The sequence below is a fragment of the Priestia iocasae genome, assembly GCF_016909075.1.
GTDB classification, from domain to species: domain Bacteria; phylum Bacillota; class Bacilli; order Bacillales; family Bacillaceae_H; genus Priestia; species Priestia iocasae.
The window spans coordinates 112375-134759 of sequence record NZ_JAFBFC010000004.1; the positions used below are offsets into that span (position 1 = coordinate 112375).

Consider the following 22385-nt stretch of genomic DNA (forward strand, 5'->3'; position numbering starts at 1 on the left):
ACGATGGTCGAAAAGGGGTAGATACATATGGCTCAAACAAAAGAGGAAGCAAGAATTGCCAAAAAAGCATTGATTGCGAGTTTGATAGGAAGTTCAATTGAATGGTATGATTACTTTTTATACGGAACGGTCGCAGCGCTTGTGTTCAGTAAGCTATATTTTCCAGCAGAAGATGAGACCGTTGGGTTAATGCTTGCCTATGCATCGTTTGCCATTCCATTTTTTATTCGTCCGCTCGGAGGCGTTATTTTTAGTCACATTGGAGATAAAATTGGCCGAAAAAAGACGCTTGTGATGACCTTATCGTTAATGGGAATTGCGACCGTGCTTATTGGATTGTTACCTTCTTATGAAACAATTGGCATTTGGGCACCAATTTTACTCATTGTACTTCGTTTAATTCAAGGTCTTGGCATTGGCGGAGAATGGGGTGGTGCACTTTTATTAGCGGTTGAATACGCACCAAAGAAAGAAAGAGGGTTTTTCGGAAGTATTCCACAAATGGGTGTCACCATCGGGATGTTACTCGGGACACTCTCCATTTCATTGATGACGCTCTTACCAGACGAAGCCTTTCTTGCATGGGGATGGCGCGTGCCGTTTATTTTAAGTGCTTTATTAGTCTTTCTTGGTTTATGGATTCGAAATGGATTGGATGAAACGCCTGCATTTAAAGAGGCAAAAGAAACAGGTAACATTTCAAAAATGCCATTAGTGGATACCTTTAAGTACCATTGGCGTTCAGTCTTAATTGCTGTTGGCGCAAAAGTAGTAGAAACTGCACCGTTTTATATTTTTTCAACCTTTATCATTTCGTACGCAACAGGTACATTAGGATTTGAAAGAAGTCAGGCGCTCAATGCCGTTACGATTGCAACACTCATTACAACAATCATGATTCCATTTATGGGGAAATGGTCAGATAAAGTGGGGCGTAAACCGCTTTACATTGGTGGAACGATTGCGATGATTTTATATGCATTTCCTTATTTTTACTTATTGTCATTAAATTCTGTATTTTGGTTAACGGTTGCCACCATTATCGGTCTAGGTATTATTTGGGCACCAATTACCGCTATTTTAGGAACGATGTTTTCAGAAATTTTTGCCACAAACGTTCGGTATACAGGTGTAACAGTTGGCTACCAGATTGGAGCGGCGGTTGCAGGTGGAACGGCACCATTAATCGCAACGGCACTATTAAGTACTTACAACAACTCATCTGTACCAGTAGCTATCTATATTATTGCAACAGGTTTGATTTCATTAGTTGCTATTATGTTCACACGTGAGACAAAACACGTTGAAGAGCCGAAAGATCAAACATCAGCTCTATAAAGGGAGTAAAACTATTTCGTAAGTTGTTAAAACGAGAGAAATGGTTTTTTGTAACATCCTTAGCTATCTATTGATAGAACTAGATTTTAGAGATGCGGGGATGTTGGGGGCTGTGTCCGGGTTTTGACACAGCCCCTTTAATTAGGGTTCTTATAAAGGAGTGAAGGCATTGTTACTATTAAATAAACAAATGATTCAAAATCTCTATTCAATGAACGATTGCTTACAAGATGTAGAACAAGCATTTCGATATGGACAGGTAGGAGAAACAGTGGCACCTATCAGATTATCCGTTCCTCATGAAAAGCTAGGTGCCGAAACGCTGTATATGCCATCTTACATTGAGCCGGAAGATTATACAGCCATTAAAATTGTCAGCATCTTTCCGACAAATGCTAAACAAGGGCGTAAGGTTCTTCAAGGAATGATTGTGCTCACCGATGCACAGACTGGTGAGCACGTAGCGATGATGGATGCTAGTTATTTAACCGTTTTACGTACAGGGGCATCAAGTGGTGTAGCGACGAAGTATTTAGCAAAAGAAGATGCAACCGTATGCGCGGTGTTAGGCTGCGGCGCACAGTCTGTCGGGCAAATTCAAGCGGTCATGGCTGTTCGAGAATTAAAACATGTGATTTTGTATAATCGAACAGTGGAAAAGGCGGAAAGCATGAAGCAGACATTACAAGAGCTGTATCCAGATTGGAATGGGACGATTACAATCGAAAAAGACGCAAATGATGCTGTTCGTCAAGCGGATATTGTTATTTGCAGTACGAAATCAACGACCCCCATTTTTAATGGAAGACTAGTTAAAAAAGGCACACATATTAATGCCATTGGTTCTTATCAACCACATATGCAAGAAGTAGATGTTCAAACGCTCTATAATAGTGATAAAATTGTAGTCGATACGTTAGAAGGTGCTCTTCATGAAGCGGGCGATTTTCTTGTTCCAATGAAAAGAGAACAGTGGAATCCTACTTCTATTTATGGAGAAATAGGTGAGATTATAACAAATAAAAAAAATGGTCGAACCTCTCAGGATGAAATTACGCTTTATAAATCGGTCGGTATTGCCTATTTAGATACAATGGTCGCGGCAACGGTTTATAAAAAAGCAATTGAATCAGGTGTAGGCACCACGTTCACTTTTTAACGATTGTTGTTGATGTTTAAAGGAAGCATAAGTAGTGAATGAAACAAAGGTTGTGAAGAAAATGGAAGAGAAGAGAAAGAGAAGGGTCATTCTCTCGTGGAGTGGTGGAAAAGATAGCTGTCTTGCATTATATCATTTACAGCAACAGCATGATGTCGTTTGCTTACTATCCATGGTGTCTGAAAAAGATGAGCGGAGTCATACGCACGGGACTCGATTGCCAATTTTAAAACTGCAAGCGCAAGCGTTAGGTCTTCCAGTTGTATTAATCGATTCGGCCGGTGAGTATGAGCAATCTCTTCAACGGGCGCTTGTTGAGATAAAAGAAGAGTATAACGCGGATGCTGTGGCGTTTGGTAGCTTGTATCAAGAAGAGGATCGTCAGTGGAATGAAGCTGTTTCTTATAAAGCAGGACTTGTGCCATTGTTTCCGTTGTGGACGACACGTGAACAAGCAGATCGTTTGCTAGATGAGTTTATTTCTTTGGAATTTCGGGCTGTTATTTGTCAAGTATCAAATCAGCATTTTGATAAAACATGGGTAGGTCGGATGCTTGGTTGGCGTTTCTTTTACGACATTCAGCAAGCTGGAAAAGACGTAATGGGTGAACTTGGTGAGTATCATTCATTTGTATTAGATGGTCCAAACTTTTTAAAAAGGCTTGACATTACAAAGGCAGAAACGATTCTCAATCAAGGATTGTGGTCACTTGATATTCAAAGTTGTCAATTAGTTGAAAAGACAGGTGCTGTACAGAGCAGATGATGAGTCTGCTGTCTACAGCACCTTTTTTTATTTTGTATGACCCCCAATTTTATGAACACGTGTAGGGGCAATGCTAGAAGAGAGATAGCTAGAGCCTGTTCGGATGCTACCTTTTCCGAGCTTGTCATTTAATTTATCCATAATTTGAAGTAGTTTTTGTCTTTGCGCTTTCCGACGGTCAATTCCTAACGTAAGCTGTTCAGGAGCGAGCCCTGAAACGGATACACGAACTTTACGTACAATCGCGCGAGGATGATGAAATTGATAAAAAAGAGTCATGCATTGATCATAGACATCTTTTGGATCGTTTGTACGTGCATGTGTCAACGATACTTGCCTTGAAAAGCCGTCAAGGGCTGTATGTCTTGAATAAGTGATGGATAAATGGATGGTTTTCGCTTCTATATGACGCCTTCGTAATATTTCACATACTTCATGCGTTAAGTCGTTAATTACTTGTAAAATATCTGTTGGTTCCTTGTAATCGCGTAAAAGCGTTACTCCCCGACCGACTGATTTGATTCCTTCGTTCGGTAAATCGTCGTTAAAGAACCCAAATGCTGTCGGTGGAGGGGCGTGCTTACTATAAAAAACAGGCTGCTTGTCAATGCCCCATGCTTGAAACCAAAGCTGTTCCCCAATGATGCCAAATTCGTTTTTCATGTTTTTTACTTGCGCATGTGCTAAATCTCCTATCGTCAAAATGTTCATGTTTTGTAATCGACGAGTAAGATTTGGCCCAACTCCCCACATGTCTTGAATCGGTAAATGATGAAACAACGTTTCTACTGTTTCGTACCTTGCTTCTGCAATTCCTTGTTCTTTTCCGTATACATCTAACACAAACTTGGCAAGAAACTTGTTGTCGCCAATGCCAATCGTTGCGATTAATCCTGTTTCGTCGTATATGGTTTTCTGAATGCGACGTGATGCTTCCCATGGAGTACCCCATAATTTGTCTGTTCCATCAAGAGTTAGCCAGCTTTCATCGACACTGTATGTATGAATCGCTTCTAGAGGCACAAATCGTTCAAAAATGGTGGTGATATACTTAGATGTTGTTAAATAATGAGCCATTCTTGCTTGAGCGATTATAATGGACGTGTCACAAATATTACGTACTTCAAATAGTCGTGAGCCTGTCTTAATGCCATATAACGTCTTCATGAGCGGAGAAGCAGCTAAGACGACACTTCCATTTCGATTCACATCCCCTACAACAACTAGCTTTGTCGTCAGCGGATCTAACCCTCGCCATACAGCTTCACAGCTTGCGTAAAACGACTTCATATCAATGCAAATCACATCGTGACGCGGTAGGTTGTTGTTCATAGTCATTCTCCTTCTTTATGAATTTTTAAATAGAACCTTTTCATAAACACGTACCTTTAGTATAATGAGAACAAATGTTCGTTTATGCATGTAATGTACCATCATTTTGATGGTATAAAATAGAAAAAAGGGGTTGATGCAATGAAAAATATCCAATTAACTGCAAAAGGAGAGGCAATTCCGATTCATTTATACTTACCGCAGTCGCTTCATGATGAGATTAATCAAATGGCACTTGAATTAGGGTTAACAAAGAACGCCATTGTGACGATGATATTGCTCTCGTTTCTTGAGCAATATGAAGAACATATGAACAATGTGTTTTCGGTGATGAAACAACCAAGCGGAGCGAATCATTCAAGGCTTCAAGTGCGAATTCCTTCGATGATTAAGTATGAGCTAGAAGCAGCCGCTCAAGAACAAAAGCAACCGGTCAACTGGCTTGTTAACTTAGCTCTTCAAACCTTTCTAGATAATTACATAACGAGTGGTAGAAAGTTGTTTTTTGATTTGTTAGATGAAAAATATAGGTAATAGACGATGTTTTGGAAATGAAAAAGCGGGAAAGGTGTTCACTAAGGAAGGAAATGTTAAGCATAAAGTAGAAGTGTAAGAGTGGAATAGACTTACATACTGACATCTTGTAAAGGAGATAGAGATCATGACACACATTCCAATTGCTCTTCAGCTATATACACTACGAAAAGAAACAGAACAAGATTTTATCGGTACACTTGAAAAAGTAGCAGCGCTTGGCTACGAAGGGGTAGAGTTTGCAGGCTACGGTGGATTAGAAGCGAGTGAATTAAAGCGAGTACTTGACCGATTGGAGCTAAAGGCAGTTTCAAGCCATGTTTCTATTGAGGAACTAGAAGAAAACCTTGATCAAGTCATTGAATATCAGCAAGGAATTGGCAGTACATATATTGTTTGTCCATATTTGCCACCAGAGAGACGAACAGAGGATGACTACCGTCAACTAATCAGTTTGTTGAATCATGTTGGGAAACGATGCGCGAATGAAGGGCTTACATTACTGTATCACCACCATGACTTTGAACTTGTTCGTTTTCCAGATGGGCGCACACCGCTTGAAATGATTTTAAACGAAACAAATCCCGAGTGGGTGAAAGCAGAGTTTGATGTGTATTGGCTCACCATCTCAGGTGAACGTCCAGTTGAATGGCTAACAAAATATCAAGGTCGTACGCCGGTGGTTCACCTAAAAGACATGACAGTGGATGACCGCAAAACATTTGCGAAACTCGGAACGGGTGGAGTAGATTTAGACGCCATTGTTCAACAAGGTTCATCCTCAACTATCAAGTGGTGGATTGTTGAACAAGACAAATGTGAGGGTTCAGCCCTTGAGAGTGTAGGGGAAAGTATCCGTTATTTAAAAACATTGCTTGAAAAATGAGAAGTAAGGCAAGCTTAGGAATGAGCTTGTGTTCTTGAGTGTTGTAGACTATAATCACTTGAACTGCACCCTAATTGTTAGACACTATCTAACAATTGGAGGTGCAGTTTTCTATGGTTAGGTTTATGGCAGAAGATAAAAAGTCCTTTTAGAAGAAATAAACTCTAATGATTGTGACTCTTTTTTTTCTTACTTTCTTCCAAACAATCCCTTGGGTCCATCTTCATCACTTCCCATTGTCCGCTTTTATTTCGTTTATATTGAGAAACTAATATATCTGTGTCATTGGTAAGTTGAAAAAAGATAAACTGGTAATCGTGGCCGTCTGTACCTACAATGTCAATTTGCTTGATATAGCCATCTTGCTTTGTTGGAAGCTGTTTTTTGATAAGTTTGCACCATTCTCCATATTCAATGGCGACGACGGCCTCTGCGTTATGCTGCCATAGATGATAAGCGGCACATAAAAAGTCTTCTCCGTATAAATTCAGCTCATGGATTTTATATTGATTTTTTTCTTTTTTGAGATACATATACCCATAGTAATAAGCAAAATACGTTACTTCCTTGTTTGAACCTTCGATCGTTTCGATTTCAATAAAGTAAGGGATTGTACTAGGATGGTTTGGGTCATTGGGGAGCTTGTGTACTTTTAATAAGTTTGTATGACCAACGCCTTTAAATGAATCCAAGTAGGTAGAGTAAGAGATGCGTTGCTGATAGTCGTTTGTGAAGAAATTGTAGGCAAGCGGGTAGGGGATTTTTGCATTACCAACCGATCCACACCCACCGCTTTGTGCTTCTGTTAGGTTTTCTGCTTCACGTAACACGCTAAAATAGTGAACAATTGTTTCTTCAGGTGATCGAAGAAGTGAAGTGGGTACAACAATTTCATCATATGTTTTATCATAGTACGGTTGGAAAAATTGAAAGCTAGTCAGGCGTGTGTTAAGAATGGGAAGGCGAGAAGGGCGGAAATATTGTTCATCCGGCCTATCTTTTAATCCTTCTTCACTTCGATAATCGATTGGAATCGGCTGCTTTTGAAAGGTTGCTCCCATCATAAGAGGGGGATGACGCTTTTTTCGCAATACGCTCATCAATCTCTGAATGACTTTCATTGTTTGTTCCTCCGTTCTGTCTTAAGCTATGACTAACGTATGTGAAAAAAATCAGATTCATTCATGGAAGGGTACTAATGGACGATAAAAAGACTAGAGTCAATAAGAAAGAGAGGAATGTAATGATGAGTGACATTGTAAAAATGCCTAAACCGCCTTATTACGCAGTTATTTTTTCTTCAGAGCGAACGAAAGGGGATCGCGGTTATGGAGCGATGGCTGATAAGATGGTGGAGCTAGCGTCTCAACAAGAGGGCTTTTTAGGCATTGAAAGTGCAAGAGACGAAGGGTTAGGAATTACCGTTTCGTACTGGAAGTCATTAGAAGCCATTCAGCAATGGAAAGAACACGCCGCTCATCTTGTCGCTCAAAGGAGAGGAAAAGAAGAATGGTATACACGCTTTTCATTAAGAGTGTGCAAGGTTGAGAGGCAAAGCTTTTTTGACGTGTCAGAAATGGATGAGAATCATCCGCTTAAATGAGTATTTTTATCAAACGTTTATAATCATCAAGAGTGTTAAGCGATTGCCCAAACCAAAGAAAATGTCTCTCCTATTCACAAAAAGCATGATAAATAATTGTAAGAAGAGACTGATAGATGATGTAATAATCGAATAGCTGCTCATTTTTGTAAATCATGTAAAAGAAACGGAAAGCTTGTTGTATCCTTCTACTTGTCCATTGATAATTTCTACGATTATTATCCTCCTTGTTTTTCTTTTATTATAATAAGATATTTCTATATAAATAGAGGATTTTCTTGCAGAATGACAAGTATCACCCCTTATGTGAATATCTTTTAAAGGAAGCTTGACAAAAGGTAGGGGGAGAAGGTGTGAAAGCGATTGTTCAACCTAAGTACGGCTCAACGGATGTTCTTCAGTTAAAAGAACTAGAAACGCCAACTGTAAAAGACGATGAAGTTCTCGTACGTATTCATGCAGCGTCTATGAATTATGGAAATCTCGCGCTCTTAAAAGGAAAGCCGCTTTTAGCGCGCCTATGGTCTGGACTAGTAAAGCCGAAATATCCAATCCCAGGTGGTGACATTGCAGGTCGTGTGGAAGCAGTCGGTGCACACATAACGCAATTTCAACTAGGTGACGAAGTGTTTGGTGACTTGTCAAGCGATGGATGGGGTGGATTTGCCGAGTATGTCGCTGCTCCTGAACATTCGTTAGTACGAAAGCCTGTTACCGTTTCATTTGAAGAAGCAGCAGCGGTACCGATGGCCGCTGTGACAGCTCTTCAAGCTCTTCGGGATAAAGGGGACATTCAAGCAGGGCAGGATGTGTTAATTTACGGAGCATCTGGAGGCGTTGGAACGTTTGCGGTACAGCTTGCAAAGTCGTTTGGTGCCACTGTAACGGCTGTATGCAGTACAAGACATGTAGACCTTGTTCAATCACTGGGCGCAGACGTTGTCATTGATTATAAAAAAGAAGAGTTTACGAGACAAACGGAGCAGTATGATCTCATTTTAGGAGTAAACGGTTATCAGCCACTTTCTGTTTACAAGCGAGCGTTAAAAAAGAATGGAACGTATGTCATGGTCGGAGGTGGCGGAAAGCAAATTGCAGAAGCGATGATGCTAGGGCCGTGGATGTCGTTGTTTAGTCAAAAGAAGCTAAAACATGTGCTACAAAAGCCAAATCAAAAAGACCTTCTTGTTCTAAAAGATCTTCTTCAGGCAGGTGAAATAAGATCGGTCATTGATTGTACTTTTTCGTTCAGCGAAGTTCCTAACGCATTTGCATACTTTGAACAAGGACATGCGACAGGGAAAGTAGTCATAACAATTTAAAGAGGTTGAGTCGAAAGTGGAAAAGAGTTCCATGTTTGACTCAACCTCCAACATCTCTTACCCACCAACGTTAACTATTATTAACGGACAGACGGGCAAGGGATTCTATAAACTTGTACAGGTTGTTATTCTTAGTCGTTCTCCACTACAAACGACTGATACACGTCAAAATCTTTCTTGCGACACTCAAGAGTTAAAAGCGTCCCATTTTCTTCATAGCTTGTTTCAAAAATCGTTGCTTTTTCATTTAAATAAGAGGTGATATAACCTTTGTCATATGGAATTAACATTTGGCATTTTACGTAATCATCAAAGATGTGTGAAGCAATCGCATCAATGAGTTGATCAATTCCGACTTTCTGTTTTGCAGATAAGTAAATGGCGTTCTCAACTTTTGGCTCGTGTTCGTCCACAAGGTCTACTTTATTGTATGCATACACCATTGGTACGTTTTCAATACCCATTTGTTTTAACGTGTTGTTCGTAATGTCAATTAACTGCTCATAATGAGGATTGGAATAATCAACAACATGAATGAGTACATCCGCTTCTCTGGCTTCTTCCAGCGTCGAGCGGAATGCTTTAACGAGATGATGCGGAAGCTTGTCAACAAATCCAACGGTATCCGTTAGCAAAAATGACTTTTGATCTGGCAGCGTGATGTTACGTACCGACGTTTCAAGCGTCGCAAACAGCATATCCTTTTCAAATACTTGCTTTTCTTCTTGTGGATGAAACAGATCAACTAACGCATTCATAATCGTTGATTTCCCTGCGTTCGTATAGCCAACTAATGACACAACTGGTACATCATTTTTCTTGCGCTGCTTACGCTGAACGTCACGTTTTGCCACAAACGTTTCTAATTCTCGGTTCAGTGCCGTAATGCGATCTTCTACGCGACGGCGGTTTAATTCTAGCTTCGTCTCACCAGCCCCTTTATTTTGAACACCGGAACCACCACCTTGACGACCTAATGCCTCATGTAGACCTGCTAAGCGAGGAAGCTGGTATTGAAGCTTTGCTACTTCAACCTGTAATTGCGCTTCTTTTGTTTTTGCACGCGTGGCGAAAATGTCTAAAATAAGGGTTGTACGGTCCATTACAGTTGTGTCTAATTCATCGGCTAAATTGCGAAGATGAGAAGGAGCAAGCTCATCGTTACAAATGATAAGATCTGCATCTGTTTCCGCTAAAAGAGCGCGGATTTCTTCAACTTTTCCTTTTCCAACGTACGTTGCTTTATTAATACGATCTAAGTTTTGTGTGAGTTGACCAATGACTTCAATGTCACGTGCGTCGGCTAAATTTGCAAGCTCTTCCATTGAATAGTCAAATCCAGACTGTTTATCTAATTGAACGCCAACTAAAATGGCTCTTTGTTTTTCTTCGATCATTTATGTATCCTCCCATTACGAGTTCTCTACTAGTGGTTTACCCATTTTTCAGCATTTAAAGACAGCAAAAAGAGGAAGATTGGCCTCTCCCTCTAAGTGTACATATAGGGTTTTTTATCATTGATACACTGCTTTTCATGTTTCATCATGAATTAGCAACTCTATCCATTTTTAAAAGCCACCCACATTATATCATACTGTTAGAGCAAGAGGATAGTTCAAGCGTAATGACGTTACGATGGATATCGTCGTTTGTTTTAAGTAGAAAGCTTTCATGTTAAACTATAATTATCAGTATTTACCAAAAAAAGGTTGGCTATGTAACGTAATGAAGAAGCTTCTTTACTCATACTGTCATTTTGGATAGAAAGGAATGAGGCTCATGAAAACAGGAACGAAAATTGGCTTTGTTGTTTCAATCGTCGTTTTAACTCTTTTTCCGGTTATTTTTCTGCTCGTGTCATGGCTAACAGGAGAGTGGCGCTTTTTTTGGTTAAGTTTGGCTCCAACGCTTTCAGCGGGGTTGACTGGCCTTTTGGTTACACTTCAAGTGATGAAAAAAGAAGAAAAGGCATAGATTTCCTAATCAATCACTCACAAACCCCTCACATTTCATCGACCCAATGAGCTCTCAGGTGGACAGCAAGAGCGCGTCGCCATTGCCTGTGCGTTAGTTGGGGAGTTGTCCGCTATTTTAGCGGATGAACCAACGGGAGCGCTCGATCAACAAACAGGTATAGACGTGCTGAATTTTTTTAGTGAACTTCATGAAGAGGGAAAAACGATTGTGATGATTATCCATGATTCTGCGGTAGCAGAGAGAGCGCAGCGGGTCATTCATGTACAGGATGGAAAAGTTATGACATAAAAAGGAAAAAGATACTAAGATATGAATGGAGGGAGGAATGAGTATGCCAACATGTCAACATTGTCAAACGAGATGGACGTGGAAGCAAACGTTCAAAAGGTCATTTGCGTTTTCTCACCAGATGATATGTCCATCTTGTAATCATGTGCAGTATGTCACAAAACGTTCTCGCATAAAAAGCAGTTTCCTCAGCTTCATTCCACCGCTGATTCTATTGCTTACCACGAGTTTGAGTATTCCATTACAAGTGTCGTTCAGCTTGTTGATAGGTGCAGCGCTTGGGATGTTTATCACGTATCCATTCCTGCTGAAGTTATCTAATGAAGAGGAGCCGCTTTGGTAACAATGAAACAGGAGCTTAGTGTCCACACACTGAGCTCCTGTTTTTTTAGCTTGATCTGCATATTCAATCATCATGTTCACATTTTGTGCGTTTACTAAATCCATCACTTGATATGGAGCCCTAGCGAAGAGTTCATGATAATGATGAGAAACAATGGGTGAAAAAGGAAATGGTTCTATTTTTGTATAAAAATGGATGTAGTTCTTTCAATAATAAAAAAAGTAGAACTATTCTCACGAATGAATAGTCATACTTGCGTCAAACGGTCTATTGGAAATTCCGTTCCATCTCACTATTGATATGAAAAGAAAATACAATTACTATTAAACATACTGTATATACAACAGACAGAATAAATAGAAAAGAAAAGTCAGATAACGTGATTCTCCACAAGTCGTACATAAACCGTACGACTTGTTTTTCACTAGACAAGAAGGTTTGGCCATTTTTGGTGCAACTGTCTTGCTAATATAAAGGGCAATAAAAGGGTTTAACAATTTTAGGGGGTCAATATACATGGATTTTATTCAGTTAATTAGCGAGGTGGCAGCCAAAACACAGCTGTCAAAGGCGCGATCAGAGAGTGTTCTTCACGAAATTTTCGAAGCAGTTCTGCGCCGGCTGCAAGAAGGAGAACTTATGCCGGTAACAGAGGGAGCGCTTATTGACATGAACAATCAATCAGCTTCATCCAACATACTTGCTTTTAAAAGAGGAAACCGGATTAATCAACATACATTCATCAATCAGCTTCGTTCAAAAGAACAAATTACAGAAGCAGAAGCAGAGGTTGTTCGCTACATTTTTAACCAAACGAAAACAAAACAAGTCATCATCATTAGTTTAACGGACATTGCCACATACCTAAAGAAAGACATATCTGAAATAGAGAAAATAGCCCACCGTCTAATTGATAAAAACATCCTTCACACACTAAACTACTGCGGACCGATTGAGAATGTTTGTTTAGGGGCTAGGTGGCGGAGGTATTTGTGAGGGTAAATGTCATCGTATGGTAATGAGTTTGTATTTTAAGGTAAAATAGAAAGAAAAAGTTATTTTGTTTTAGTTAGGGGTAGAAAGATGAATGTAACAGAAATTGAAAAAGAGCTCATCGTCAATTCAGAAAAAGGAAACTTATTAAATGAATTAGTTGCGTCTCTTAATGAATGTCAACGTTTTTATTTTAGCGTAGCATTTATTAACTATAGTGGACTGCAGCTTCTTTTAGATGCATTTAAAGCAGCAAAGAATAACGGTGTAAGAGGAAAAATTATTACATCTACTTATTTAAACTTCACTGAGCCGAAAGCCTTAAGGAAAATAAATGAATTCGAAGATATTGATTTGAAAATATTTGTCACGGATAAGGAAGTAGGCTTTCATACAAAAGCATATATTTTTGAAAACGATGATAGTTATAAAGTGATTATCGGATCTTCAAATATCACTCAAAGTGCTCTGAAAAGTAACATCGAGTGGAATGTAAAAGTAATTTCGAAGAATGATGCTCAATTTATCCAGGATGTGCTAAAAGAGTATGATTACCTCTGGAATAGTAGTACGGAAGCAAACGATGAGTTTATTTCCAAATATGAAGAGTTTTTAAGTAAAGTGAAAGCTTACAGCTTTGAAAGTAAGCTTATTTATGAGCATGCTGAATATATTGTACCAAATGTAATGCAAACTCGTGCTATGGAAAACTTAGAAAGATTGCGTGCTTTTGGAGAACAAAGAGCATTAGTCATTGCTGCAACAGGAACTGGTAAAACGTATATGTCAGCATTTGATGTTAGAGCCTATCGACCTAAAAAGTTGTTATTTATTGTTCATCGAGAAGAAATTTTAAAAAAAGCGAAAGAAACGTTTGAGAAGCTTATTGTCAATCAGGGTGTAACATTTGGTTTATTAACAGGAAATCATAAACAAAAAGAATCAGACTACCTGTTTGCGACTATTCAAACACTCTCAAAATATTATCAAGAATTTCGACAAGATGAATTTGAATATATGGTCATTGACGAAGCCCATCATGCAACAAGTCCAAGTTATCAAGAAGTACTTAAGTATTTTCAGCCAAAATTTACACTTGGTATGACGGCTACACCGGAGCGAAGCGATAACCATAACGTATTTGAACTATTTGATAATAACGTTGCACTAGAAGTTCGACTGCATGAGGCGTTAGAAGAAGAGCTTGTTGTACCATTTCATTATTTTGGCATTACTGATATTGAGGGCATTGATTTGAGCGATATTGACATACGAGATGCAGCAGAAATAACAAAGCGATTAAAGGTGAATGAACGTGTTGATTTCATAATTGAGAACATGAATTTCTATGGACATGATGGAGAGATGCGTAAATGCCTGGGCTTTTGTGCCACAGTCGAACATGCAAACTATATGGCGGAAGAGTTTAACAAAAGGGGCTATAAGAGTGCATGTTTAACAGGAAGTGATAAACCTGATCAGCGTTCGGCAGTTATCGCTAGACTTGAAGATGATGCAGATGAGCTAGAATTTATTTTCACAGTTGATATTTTCAATGAAGGTGTCGATATTCCTACAGTTAATACTGTTTTAATGTTAAGACCAACAGAATCACCGATTGTCTTTATTCAACAGCTCGGTCGTGGACTTCGAAAATATGCATCAAAAAGCTTTCTAACTGTACTAGATTTTATCGGTAATCATAATAAAGCATTTCTCATTGCCATTGCATTAAGTGGTAGTCGATATTACGATAAAGAAAGTCTAAAGATTGCAATCGCCACAGGATTTGCAGACATCCCAGGTTGTACACATATTCAGATGGATAAAATCTCACAAGAGAGGATCTTGGCTCAAATCGACAAGGAGAACTTTAACTCTTTAAAATACTTAAAAGAAGAATACGTTGAATTCAAAAAGTTGAATCAAGGTCGGACTCCTTATTATTTAGTAGACTACTTAAAATATGATGGCGCACCTGATCCAATTCGATTTATCGATCGAGATAAAAGTTACTTGCGATTTGTTGCGAACGTTGAAAAGAATGAATATGCACAATCACTACTAAATAATGAAGCATTTGAAGGAGCATTAAAAGAGCTATCAAGTAAGCTCCCCCTTAAAAGAGTATACGAATTTGTTATTTTAAAGTATTTAATAGATAACGATCATATTACTCTTGATGTGGCAAAAAAAGAAATTCTTAAATATGTAAAGCAAATAGATAATGATAGCGTACTTCATACATTTGAATGTCTAAATCAAGACTATTACGATAGTGGTCAAAGAAAAAGTAAACCAAAGCTATGTCAACAGATAAATGGGATATTAACGAAGACAGATTTGTTTGCTAAATTGCTTCAGAATAAAGAGTTTAAAAAGTATATAGAAGATGTTATTACTTATGGTGTAATACGCTACGAAAAAGAATTTAAATCAGAGGACTATGGTACACCTCATTTCAAATTATATGAGCAATATCAGATGACAGATGCAGCTCTCCTGTCAAACTATCGTAAAACGCATACTGCCTTTCGAGGTTCTGGATTGCTCACACATGAAAAAGACTACTTTTTGTTTATCGATTTGCATAAAGAAGAAGACATTAAAGAAAGTATTAACTATCAAGATAAGTTTATTAACGAACAATACTTCCAGTGGCAAACACCGAATAGTACCGCTCAAAGTTCTGAGCGAGGAAAAAATATCATTTTTAATGAAGAAAGAGGTATTCAGCTTCACTTATTCGTACGTAAGTACAAAAAGATTGATGGCAAGACAGAGCCTTACATTTATATTGGAAAAGGAAACACTGTAAAATTTGATGGGGAAAAACCAATCACTGTCAAATTAAAACTTGAACATGAAATTCCAGCTAATCTTTACACTGAATTTACGAAAAAAGTGTAGTTCAATAAAAAGAGCTGCTAAACAAAACTCCCTGAACTCAATGAGAGACAGGGAGTTTTTGCTTATTCATTCATCAACTGCTCCACAGCAGGCACATCGGCTGCTGCCCATTTTAACGAGTTTAAATTTTCTCTCTTCAACCATATTAGCTTTGAATGTTCACTTGCTGTAGGTGTTCCTTTTACTAATCGACACTTAATGGCAATTAAATTAATGATGAACGTATCATATTCATGTGTGTGATCGTTAAATAATTCTTGTGCTTCTACTTTACAAGCAAGCTCCTCTAAAATTTCTCGCTCTAAAGCTGAATAAATATCTTCATCTTTTTCGACCTTCCCACCAGGGAATTCCCACAAATTTGGAAGTGTCATATTAGGAGAGCGAAGCGCGCATAAAATTTCTTCTTGCTCGTTTTCTAAAATTGCTGCGACAACTTTAACGGTTTTTTTCACTGAAATCCAACTCCCATTTCACAATTGGTTGTTATGTATAATCAATGTCACTATATCATAGATGAGATGAAGTAGACCAATTAGGGAATAGATTTATAAAAATGATTCATCTACTTAGTAGTATAATAGAGAACAGAGGATGTTTAAGAAAACAATTATAAAAAGTGGTATAGTTATCATGAAAATGAAGTGTACATAAAACAGAGTAGGTGATTTACGTGGCAACGATGCTAGATACAAAGATTGAAGCGAAGGAAATTTTGTTTAAAGATTTGTTCGGATCGCGTTTTGCATTCAAAATTCCGGGCTATCAGCGTCAATATTCGTGGGAAAAAGATCAACAAGATCAATTATTTGAAGATATTAAAGAAGCAATGAACGATGAAGAGGATAGTTACTTCTTAGGAAGTGTTATCTTACAAGTCATTTCGCAAAAGAGTGACGAAAGTGGTGTTTATGATGTAGTTGATGGACAGCAACGTATCACGACACTTACGATACTTCTAGCGGTTATGCGCGATTTAGTAAGTGTACCAGGGGCAAAGAGAGTACTACAATCAAAAATGTATCAAGAAGCGAACCCATATGAAGACAAACCTGAGACAGTTCGTTTACGCGTGAGAGATCGTGATTATTCATTCTTTAAAAAGCATATTTTAGAAGAGGGCGGAACGTTGCTACAAATGGATAAAAATTTAACTGAGTCGCAACAGCGCATGAAGCAGGCAATTACAATCTTTCAATCAAAATTTTATAATAGTAGTGAACTTAATGAAGAATTACTAGACAAGATGATTCAATTCATTTTAAACCGATGCATGTTTGTTTATGTAAAAACAGGGACCTTCACATCCGCTTTTCGCCTCTTTTCCATTTTAAACGATAGAGGTATGCCTTTAAGTAACGCAGATTTATTAAAAAGTGCAAATCTAGGAGAAATTGCTGATACAGAACTCAATCATTATCAGAACTTGTGGGAAACGATGGAAGAGGAGCTTGGCCGCGAGGAATTAGAGAAGTTACTTGCATTTATTCGTCTTATTTATGTAAAAGAGAAAGCAAAAAAGACCATCCAAGAGGAGTACGAACAAAAGGTGTTCAGCCAACATCCTGGTTTAAAGGGAAAGAAGTTTATTGAGTATGTAAAAGGCTTTTCAGCCATATATACGGATAAAATCTTAAATGCGGAGTTGCGCTCATCCAATACGGAAACGAATGTGCAGTATTATGGTCTGTTAACTTTAATGAGAGATTTTATTCCCACTGCAGATTGGGTACCTGTCTTTATTCATTTCATGAAAACGTTCAATGATGAAGAAGTAGCATACTCATTCTTGCAAGTGCTTGAAAAGAAATTTGTAAGCAGTTGGATAAAAGGAATTACCCCAACCGCAAGAATTACTGAAACAGTGAAAATGATTCAAGTTATTGATCAAGCTCAGTCAGTCGGTGAAGTGTTAAATGACACTATCTTTGATACAACAAAAGATCATGAAGCTGTACAATTTAATATTAATGCCTATGATTTCTATAAAAAGAAGTTTGCGAAATACTTATTGCTTCGTTTAGACATAAGTCTAAGTGAAAATTCGAATATACGAAAAGCATATGCTGGTGTAATTAGTGTAGAGCATATCTTGCCGCAAAATCCACCAAAAGGAAGTAAGTGGGAACAAGGCTTTACCGAAGCAGAAAGAAAAAACTGGACGCATAAACTAGGTAACTTAGTTTTACTTAGCCGCAAAAAGAATTCATCTGCTAATAATCGTGAGTTCCATATCAAACTGGAGCGTTATTTTGCAAACGGAATGACTGACTTTGAACTAACGAAGGAATTAAAAACGTTTCATCAATGGACGGTTGATGAATGTGAAGGACGACATCAGTCTCTTGTTGATAAGTTATTACACCTCTATACATAAGCAAAAGCCGTACCAGTTCTGGTGCGGCTTCTTTTTATACCTATACCATTTTTAGCACACCTTACCTGATAGAATGGTATCTATAAGCTGTTTATTGGAAAAATATACATAGAATAGATTTGGTACTTTTCAACAGTTTTAGCCTTTTTTGTACTATAATGCTTAATGTAACAATTGTAATATTTGTAATGGAATTGAAAGGAGGAAGTGTGTTGAAAGAACATACATTGTTTTTGTTCTTACAAGAGGCTGATGAAGAGTTAGCATCTGTTGGAAGAAGCGTCGATGAACATATCTTTCACGATCCTCATGCGACCTTAATGAAGGGACGCTTGTTTGGTGAAATATTAGCAAAACTCGTGTTTCAACAAGAAAATATTGATGAATATTATCCGATGAAGCATGTAGAACGAATACATAAGCTCGATCGTGATGGTTTGATTGATCATAAAATAAAGGAACGGTTTAATTGGTTACGTGTAAATGGTAACAAGGCAGCACATGAGGCTGATTATGGAACAATTGAGCAATCGTTAACAGCACATCGCTTTGTTTATGACTTAGCGGTATGGTATGTGGAGTCATATGGAAGCTTGGAATTTAGAGCGCCTATGTATGAAATTCCAAAGCCAGCAAAAGGACACTCGGTTAATCAAGATGAATTAAATGAACTTTTAACAAAAACAGTGGAGAAAACATTACAGGAACTTCTAAGTGCTCAGCTAGGAGGCTTAGAAAAAACGCTTCTTGAAAAAATCGGACAAAAAGAAGTGGCAACCACAATAGAAGAGCAAGAGAATGAAGCACCTGAAATAGAAGAGGAAGTACATCATCCAATTGAAGAAAATGAGCCAAGTAGCGATTCTTTTCAACTAGTAGACTACTTACTTAGTCATAATCTTGAGGTGATCGATAAACGTGCGAATAATGGATCTCTTTGGGTTGTTGGAGGCTGGGAACTAAACAAAATTCTTTTTCCGCTAAAAGAGCGTCGTATTTATTTTCGCTTTTCAGAAAAAGGTGGCAAAGCAACAAAAAAGCGTCCGAGCTGGTTTTTAATAGGTGAATATTCTGGTCAATCTTCTACTAGTATTGAGGATCAAAATCAGCAAAGAAAAGAAGAAGAGCAACTAAAATCAGAAGTAAAGACAGAGGTTTCTGTCGAGTCAAAAATAGATAATCAAGTAAAAGAAGTAGACCTTATCATTGAGGAGCAACTAGTTATTCCTGCTAGATTAAGTGAAGTGGAAATGACCATGTTTTCAGCACCAGTGTTACATGAATATGCTCAACAATTTCAGGTTTCGACATTTAAGCAATTATCACTAACAGACTTGCGAAGTGCATATAGGCGTAATAAAGATAGTTTCTCCAAACTTTTACTTCAGCTATGGTTTCTAGGGGTATCATTCCGTGGTGGTCTTTATCAGTTTGTGAAACTTTCTCATGGTCAGTTGGAGATCCTAAGTTTGCCTAAGGAGTCTTCACAACTTTTACCCATTCAACTTCCTGATTACGTAAAAGAGTTATTGAAGGCATTTGGTATCGAAACGATGAAGCAGTTATCGTATGTACCCGCTGCTTCATTGAGATGGTTGCTAGATAAAGAGTATGATACCGTGATTCATCTCGTTCAAGAAGAAACAGATAGTGAGATAAGTGAATCAGTTCATATAGTCCGTTATAAAGGGAAAGCACTTCACATCTCAAAAGATTGGCAACAAAAAATGATTGATCTTGATACGATTCAAGGATGCAATAACCTTGTGACGGGCCTACAAGAAAGATTCGATGTGCGTACATATGGTGATATTCCAGAAAACATTGAGGTTCTTAAAGATCAAATTCCTTATGTGGGAGAAAGGATGCTCGAGAAATTTTTCAATCAATTAGAAGAAGTGTGTGACGCAAAAGTTCAAGAAGCGGATGATAACACTCAAGATATCCAAAAAGGGGAACTTCTTATATTTAATGGTGAACAGTGTGAACTGCCAAAAGCGATTAAAAGCATGACAATCGAAGTAGAAGATTACCCAAGTTGCCCGACAATTGTAGAAAAGCTACACCGTCACGGAATCATGTCTTATGGAGAACTACCAATTGATTTGAATGAATTAAAAAAAATGCCGAGCGTTGGAAATAAAGCGATTGAAAAGTTCTTTACGCATTTAAAGCAAAAAGTGATTCAGGTAGAAGAGCTTGTAAAAGAAGAAGAAGTTCTTCAGCAAATGAATGAGGAAGAACTTTTTCATTATGAATTTACACGCTTTGCAAATCAATTAGCAAACGCTGAAAAAAATCATGCATTTTACGACATGTTCCGATTAGATGACCGGTCTATTATGATTCTAAGACAGCGTTACGAAGGATGGTTACAGGGCAATCGTCCTACACTTGAGGACTTAGGTCAAGTACATGGAGTTACACGTGAACGTATCCGTCAAATTATTAAAAAAGCATCGATTAAACTTTCACAAATTGGCCGTCGGTGGTTTGAGAGATTAGAAAAAGCGTTACAGGAGCATGAAGGTGTGCTCGTCAATACATTCTTGGTAAATGTGTCGTTTACAGATTATATAATCATTGAAACTCTAGAAGAGTTAGATATTCGATTAGAAGTGAATCAAAAAATCATAACGAGTAAAACGCGTCAAGAAATTATAGACGATTTACAAACGATTTCAAAGCATATAGAAGAAAATTATGGTCGCAAGCTCATTCATCAAGATCATTTTAAGGATGTTGTCAATGAGGTGACTTCCTTTGTTCAACTGCCAAAAATATTAGTTGATCATGTGATGGAGGGTGCATTTATTCTTTCAGTAAATGAGCAACATTATTTCTTGGCATCTAGTAAAAAAATTGATATTGCTGCGATGACATTTGAACAATTTCCTGAAGGAATTGAAGTCTATAAAGAATGGCAAAAGCTAAACGAATTAGCAAATGAACTTATTCCAGGACTATTCGTTGGTGAAAGAGATTTTCCAGGCATTTGTAATCGTGATGAATTTGTCGATACGGTTTATTTGTGGGGAAGAGGGCTATATATTCACCAAAAATTTGTGAACCCTCCATTTGAACTTTTAAGGAAGATTCGCGAAAAGATGTTAAGTGATTTAGAAAAGCGTCCTGTATTGAGTATCGGTTCAAGTTATCATAGATTCCAAGAACAACTTGAAGAACAAGGTGTTCCAACGGAGTATGCACTTTATACGCTACTACGGACGTATCATGCAGATGCTTTGTCTTTACCAAAATTTCCGAAAGTGATGAAGGCTGGAGACGACCATAGTATCTTAAATGTGGATATCTTAAAAGACTTTTTGCGAAAACGTGAGCATGCAATAACAATTAAAGAGTTAAAAGAAGAATTTATTCAAAAAAGAGGATGGAAACCATTCACATTAGATGTCACATTGTTTCATTCGAAAGATGTCATTCAAACTGATCTAGGTGTTCATACATTATTAGAACGTTTTAATCATGTAACGGTTGATATATTGTCACCAATCATTCAAACAATTAAAGAGCGATTAAATGATTGGCCGTCTATTCAAATAAAAGGGATTTTCAAAGAACATGAACCTTATTGTAAAGCGAATCGAATTCCAACTCATTATGTACTATATAGTTTGTTAAAAGACCGAGTAGGCGATCAATTTCAGTTTCACCGTTTCCCACATATTGTTCGTTTAGGAGAAGAAGCAGACTCAGTAACGGTCAGATCTTTAATGGAAAACTACTTGCTAGAAATGGGCTGTGAAGTATCAAGAGAAGAAATGTTAGACTGGCTTCAAAATGAAATAGGGGCACGTGAACAAATGTTTGATAGTATGTTGCCTGCTTGTGAGAAGATTTACTACTATACAAGAGGTCAATTTGCCGAGTTTCTACATGAAGATGTACTTGGATGGAACGAAGAAAAAGCGGCGGAGCTCACGCGTTATATCAATGAAGCACTTCAATCTCAATTAGCTAAAAACGGTCAACCATTTATTGTTGTAACGGACTATCTACACGAAGAAATGTTACCATCTTTAGAAATTGATTTGCCATGGACAAGCGACTTATTAATTGATTGCTTAAAGCGAAATGATGAATTTCAACTATTTGGTTCTAAGTCGTATATCATTATGAAAAGTGAAAATGACTTAGGAATTGAGACAAATAGTGACTTCATTACGTACCTTTTAGAAAGTGAATTTGACGGTGCTTGTAAAATAAAAGAGTTTAAAAAGCGACTAGTTGAGGTTTTGTACTCAAAGGAAGGCCGCTTATTACATGAGGTTGAGACATTACTTGATGAAAACAAGGCACCATTTGTTAAAGTCGGGGATGAATACATGTTGAAATCGCTATTAGAAGGAGTGAATGCATAAATGGATCAACAAAGGCAACTCATTGAGCAATTAAATGCCTATATGGTAGATGAAGATGAAGAGACGAAAGCAATCATTCAAAAAACCGTGGAGCTTGTAAGTACAAAAAAGCTCTCGGTGGATTCATTAGCCAAGAAGTTAGAAAGAGAGATTGACAAGCTAGTATAACTGTGCG

The 22385-nt window shown here is 37.9% G+C and carries 19 protein-coding genes; 15 read left to right on the forward strand and 4 right to left on the reverse strand.

The genetic code is table 11. The annotated features are described in order from the left end of the window. Nucleotides 1-27 precede the first annotated feature (27 nt). The 3 genes from JOC83_RS11740 (at nt 28) to JOC83_RS11750 (ending at nt 3263) form a co-directional block, all read left to right on the forward strand. The gene (locus JOC83_RS11740) at nt 28-1338 is read left to right on the forward strand and encodes an MFS transporter (protein ID WP_205187484.1); all 1311 of its coding nucleotides are present in this window, start codon (nt 28-30) and stop codon (nt 1336-1338) included. Between the two features lie 169 nt (nt 1339-1507). Beyond that, nucleotides 1508-2497 (forward strand): ornithine cyclodeaminase family protein, encoded by a 990-nt coding sequence (locus tag JOC83_RS11745; protein WP_205187486.1) that lies wholly within the window; start codon nt 1508-1510, stop codon nt 2495-2497. A gap of 34 nt (nt 2498-2531) precedes the next feature. Next, nucleotides 2532-3263: a Dph6-related ATP pyrophosphatase gene (locus JOC83_RS11750; protein ID WP_205187488.1), complete on the forward strand. Its 732-nt coding sequence runs from the start codon at nt 2532-2534 to the stop codon at nt 3261-3263. A gap of 27 nt (nt 3264-3290) precedes the next feature. Here the strand turns inward: JOC83_RS11750 and JOC83_RS11755 are convergent, their stop codons facing one another. After that, the gene (locus tag JOC83_RS11755; RefSeq protein WP_205187497.1) at nt 3291-4595 is read right to left on the reverse strand and encodes a Y-family DNA polymerase; all 1305 of its coding nucleotides are present in this window, start codon (nt 4593-4595) and stop codon (nt 3291-3293) included. A gap of 141 nt (nt 4596-4736) precedes the next feature. On the opposite strand from JOC83_RS11755, the gene JOC83_RS11760 reads away from it, so the two are divergent. Both JOC83_RS11760 and JOC83_RS11765 read left to right on the forward strand, forming a co-directional pair. Then, the gene (locus JOC83_RS11760) at nt 4737-5129 is read left to right on the forward strand and encodes a hypothetical protein (RefSeq protein ID WP_205187499.1); all 393 of its coding nucleotides are present in this window, start codon (nt 4737-4739) and stop codon (nt 5127-5129) included. A 127-nt stretch (nt 5130-5256) separates the two neighbouring features. After that, nucleotides 5257-6015: a sugar phosphate isomerase/epimerase family protein gene (locus tag JOC83_RS11765; RefSeq protein ID WP_205187501.1), complete on the forward strand. Its 759-nt coding sequence runs from the start codon at nt 5257-5259 to the stop codon at nt 6013-6015. Nucleotides 6016-6179: 164 nt separating this feature from the next. On the opposite strand, the gene JOC83_RS11770 is transcribed toward JOC83_RS11765, so the two are convergent. Continuing rightward, nucleotides 6180-7136 (reverse strand): hypothetical protein, encoded by a 957-nt coding sequence (locus JOC83_RS11770; RefSeq protein WP_205187503.1) that lies wholly within the window; start codon nt 7134-7136, stop codon nt 6180-6182. A gap of 125 nt (nt 7137-7261) precedes the next feature. Between JOC83_RS11770 and JOC83_RS11775 the strand changes: the two genes are divergently transcribed. After that, nucleotides 7262-7618 carry an antibiotic biosynthesis monooxygenase family protein gene (locus JOC83_RS11775; RefSeq protein WP_205187505.1) on the forward strand — a complete coding sequence of 119 codons (357 nt, stop codon included), beginning with the start codon at nt 7262-7264 and terminating at the stop codon, nt 7616-7618. Between the two features lie 353 nt (nt 7619-7971). Continuing rightward, a complete protein-coding gene (locus JOC83_RS11780) occupies nt 7972-8940 on the forward strand; it encodes an NAD(P)-dependent alcohol dehydrogenase (protein ID WP_205187506.1) in 969 nt (322 codons plus the stop codon). A 131-nt stretch (nt 8941-9071) separates the two neighbouring features. Here JOC83_RS11780 and hflX read toward each other — a convergent pair whose 3' ends face one another. Beyond that, complete coding sequence (gene hflX, locus JOC83_RS11785; protein ID WP_205187507.1) at nt 9072-10337, reverse strand: GTPase HflX; 1266 nt, start codon at nt 10335-10337, stop codon at nt 9072-9074. 382 nt (nt 10338-10719) lie between these two features. Between hflX and JOC83_RS11790 the strand changes: the two genes are divergently transcribed. The 5 genes from JOC83_RS11790 to JOC83_RS11810 all read left to right on the forward strand — a co-directional run bounded on the left by JOC83_RS11790 (nt 10720) and on the right by JOC83_RS11810 (nt 15451). Beyond that, the gene (locus JOC83_RS11790; protein ID WP_205187508.1) at nt 10720-10914 is read left to right on the forward strand and encodes a hypothetical protein; all 195 of its coding nucleotides are present in this window, start codon (nt 10720-10722) and stop codon (nt 10912-10914) included. Between the two features lie 12 nt (nt 10915-10926). Further along, a complete protein-coding gene (locus JOC83_RS11795) occupies nt 10927-11205 on the forward strand; it encodes an ATP-binding cassette domain-containing protein (RefSeq protein WP_205187965.1) in 279 nt (92 codons plus the stop codon). 43 nt (nt 11206-11248) lie between these two features. Further along, nucleotides 11249-11548 carry a TIGR04104 family putative zinc finger protein gene (locus JOC83_RS11800; RefSeq protein ID WP_205187509.1) on the forward strand — a complete coding sequence of 100 codons (300 nt, stop codon included), beginning with the start codon at nt 11249-11251 and terminating at the stop codon, nt 11546-11548. A 516-nt stretch (nt 11549-12064) separates the two neighbouring features. Beyond that, nucleotides 12065-12544 (forward strand): HU family DNA-binding protein, encoded by a 480-nt coding sequence (locus tag JOC83_RS11805; RefSeq protein WP_205187510.1) that lies wholly within the window; start codon nt 12065-12067, stop codon nt 12542-12544. 87 nt (nt 12545-12631) lie between these two features. Further along, nucleotides 12632-15451: a DEAD/DEAH box helicase gene (locus tag JOC83_RS11810; protein WP_205187511.1), complete on the forward strand. Its 2820-nt coding sequence runs from the start codon at nt 12632-12634 to the stop codon at nt 15449-15451. Between the two features lie 62 nt (nt 15452-15513). On the opposite strand, the gene JOC83_RS11815 is transcribed toward JOC83_RS11810, so the two are convergent. Then, nucleotides 15514-15906, reverse strand: coding sequence for an NUDIX domain-containing protein (locus JOC83_RS11815; RefSeq protein ID WP_205187512.1), 393 nt, complete (start codon nt 15904-15906; stop codon nt 15514-15516). Nucleotides 15907-16133: 227 nt separating this feature from the next. On the opposite strand from JOC83_RS11815, the gene JOC83_RS11820 reads away from it, so the two are divergent. From JOC83_RS11820 to JOC83_RS11830, 3 genes are all read left to right on the forward strand, one after another. After that, nucleotides 16134-17828, forward strand: coding sequence for a DUF262 domain-containing protein (locus JOC83_RS11820; RefSeq protein ID WP_239583521.1), 1695 nt, complete (start codon nt 16134-16136; stop codon nt 17826-17828). Nucleotides 17829-18040: 212 nt separating this feature from the next. Then, on the forward strand, nt 18041-22210 hold the full coding sequence (locus tag JOC83_RS20025; protein WP_239583497.1) for a sigma factor-like helix-turn-helix DNA-binding protein: 4170 nt from the start codon (nt 18041-18043) through the stop codon (nt 22208-22210). Beyond that, nucleotides 22211-22378 carry a hypothetical protein gene (locus JOC83_RS11830; RefSeq protein WP_205187514.1) on the forward strand — a complete coding sequence of 56 codons (168 nt, stop codon included), beginning with the start codon at nt 22211-22213 and terminating at the stop codon, nt 22376-22378. Nucleotides 22379-22385: the final 7 nt, after the last annotated feature.

What these genes read in the sequence shown, in the direction of transcription:
- JOC83_RS11740 (WP_205187484.1), top strand. Translation starts at nt 28, where the DNA reads ATGGCTCAAACAAAAGAGGAAGCAAGAATTGCCAAAAAAGCATTGATT.
- JOC83_RS11755 (WP_205187497.1), bottom strand. Translation starts at nt 4,595, where the DNA reads ATGAACAACAACCTACCGCGTCACGATGTGATTTGCATTGATATGAAG.
- JOC83_RS11760 (WP_205187499.1), top strand. Translation starts at nt 4,737, where the DNA reads ATGAAAAATATCCAATTAACTGCAAAAGGAGAGGCAATTCCGATTCAT.
- JOC83_RS11765 (WP_205187501.1), top strand. Translation starts at nt 5,257, where the DNA reads ATGACACACATTCCAATTGCTCTTCAGCTATATACACTACGAAAAGAA.
- JOC83_RS11770 (WP_205187503.1), bottom strand. Translation starts at nt 7,136, where the DNA reads ATGAAAGTCATTCAGAGATTGATGAGCGTATTGCGAAAAAAGCGTCAT.
- JOC83_RS11775 (WP_205187505.1), top strand. Translation starts at nt 7,262, where the DNA reads ATGAGTGACATTGTAAAAATGCCTAAACCGCCTTATTACGCAGTTATT.
- hflX (WP_205187507.1), bottom strand. Translation starts at nt 10,337, where the DNA reads ATGATCGAAGAAAAACAAAGAGCCATTTTAGTTGGCGTTCAATTAGAT.
- JOC83_RS11790 (WP_205187508.1), top strand. Translation starts at nt 10,720, where the DNA reads ATGAAAACAGGAACGAAAATTGGCTTTGTTGTTTCAATCGTCGTTTTA.
- JOC83_RS11800 (WP_205187509.1), top strand. Translation starts at nt 11,249, where the DNA reads ATGCCAACATGTCAACATTGTCAAACGAGATGGACGTGGAAGCAAACG.
- JOC83_RS11805 (WP_205187510.1), top strand. Translation starts at nt 12,065, where the DNA reads ATGGATTTTATTCAGTTAATTAGCGAGGTGGCAGCCAAAACACAGCTG.
- JOC83_RS11810 (WP_205187511.1), top strand. Translation starts at nt 12,632, where the DNA reads ATGAATGTAACAGAAATTGAAAAAGAGCTCATCGTCAATTCAGAAAAA.
- JOC83_RS11820 (WP_239583521.1), top strand. Translation starts at nt 16,134, where the DNA reads ATGCTAGATACAAAGATTGAAGCGAAGGAAATTTTGTTTAAAGATTTG.
- JOC83_RS11830 (WP_205187514.1), top strand. Translation starts at nt 22,211, where the DNA reads ATGGATCAACAAAGGCAACTCATTGAGCAATTAAATGCCTATATGGTA.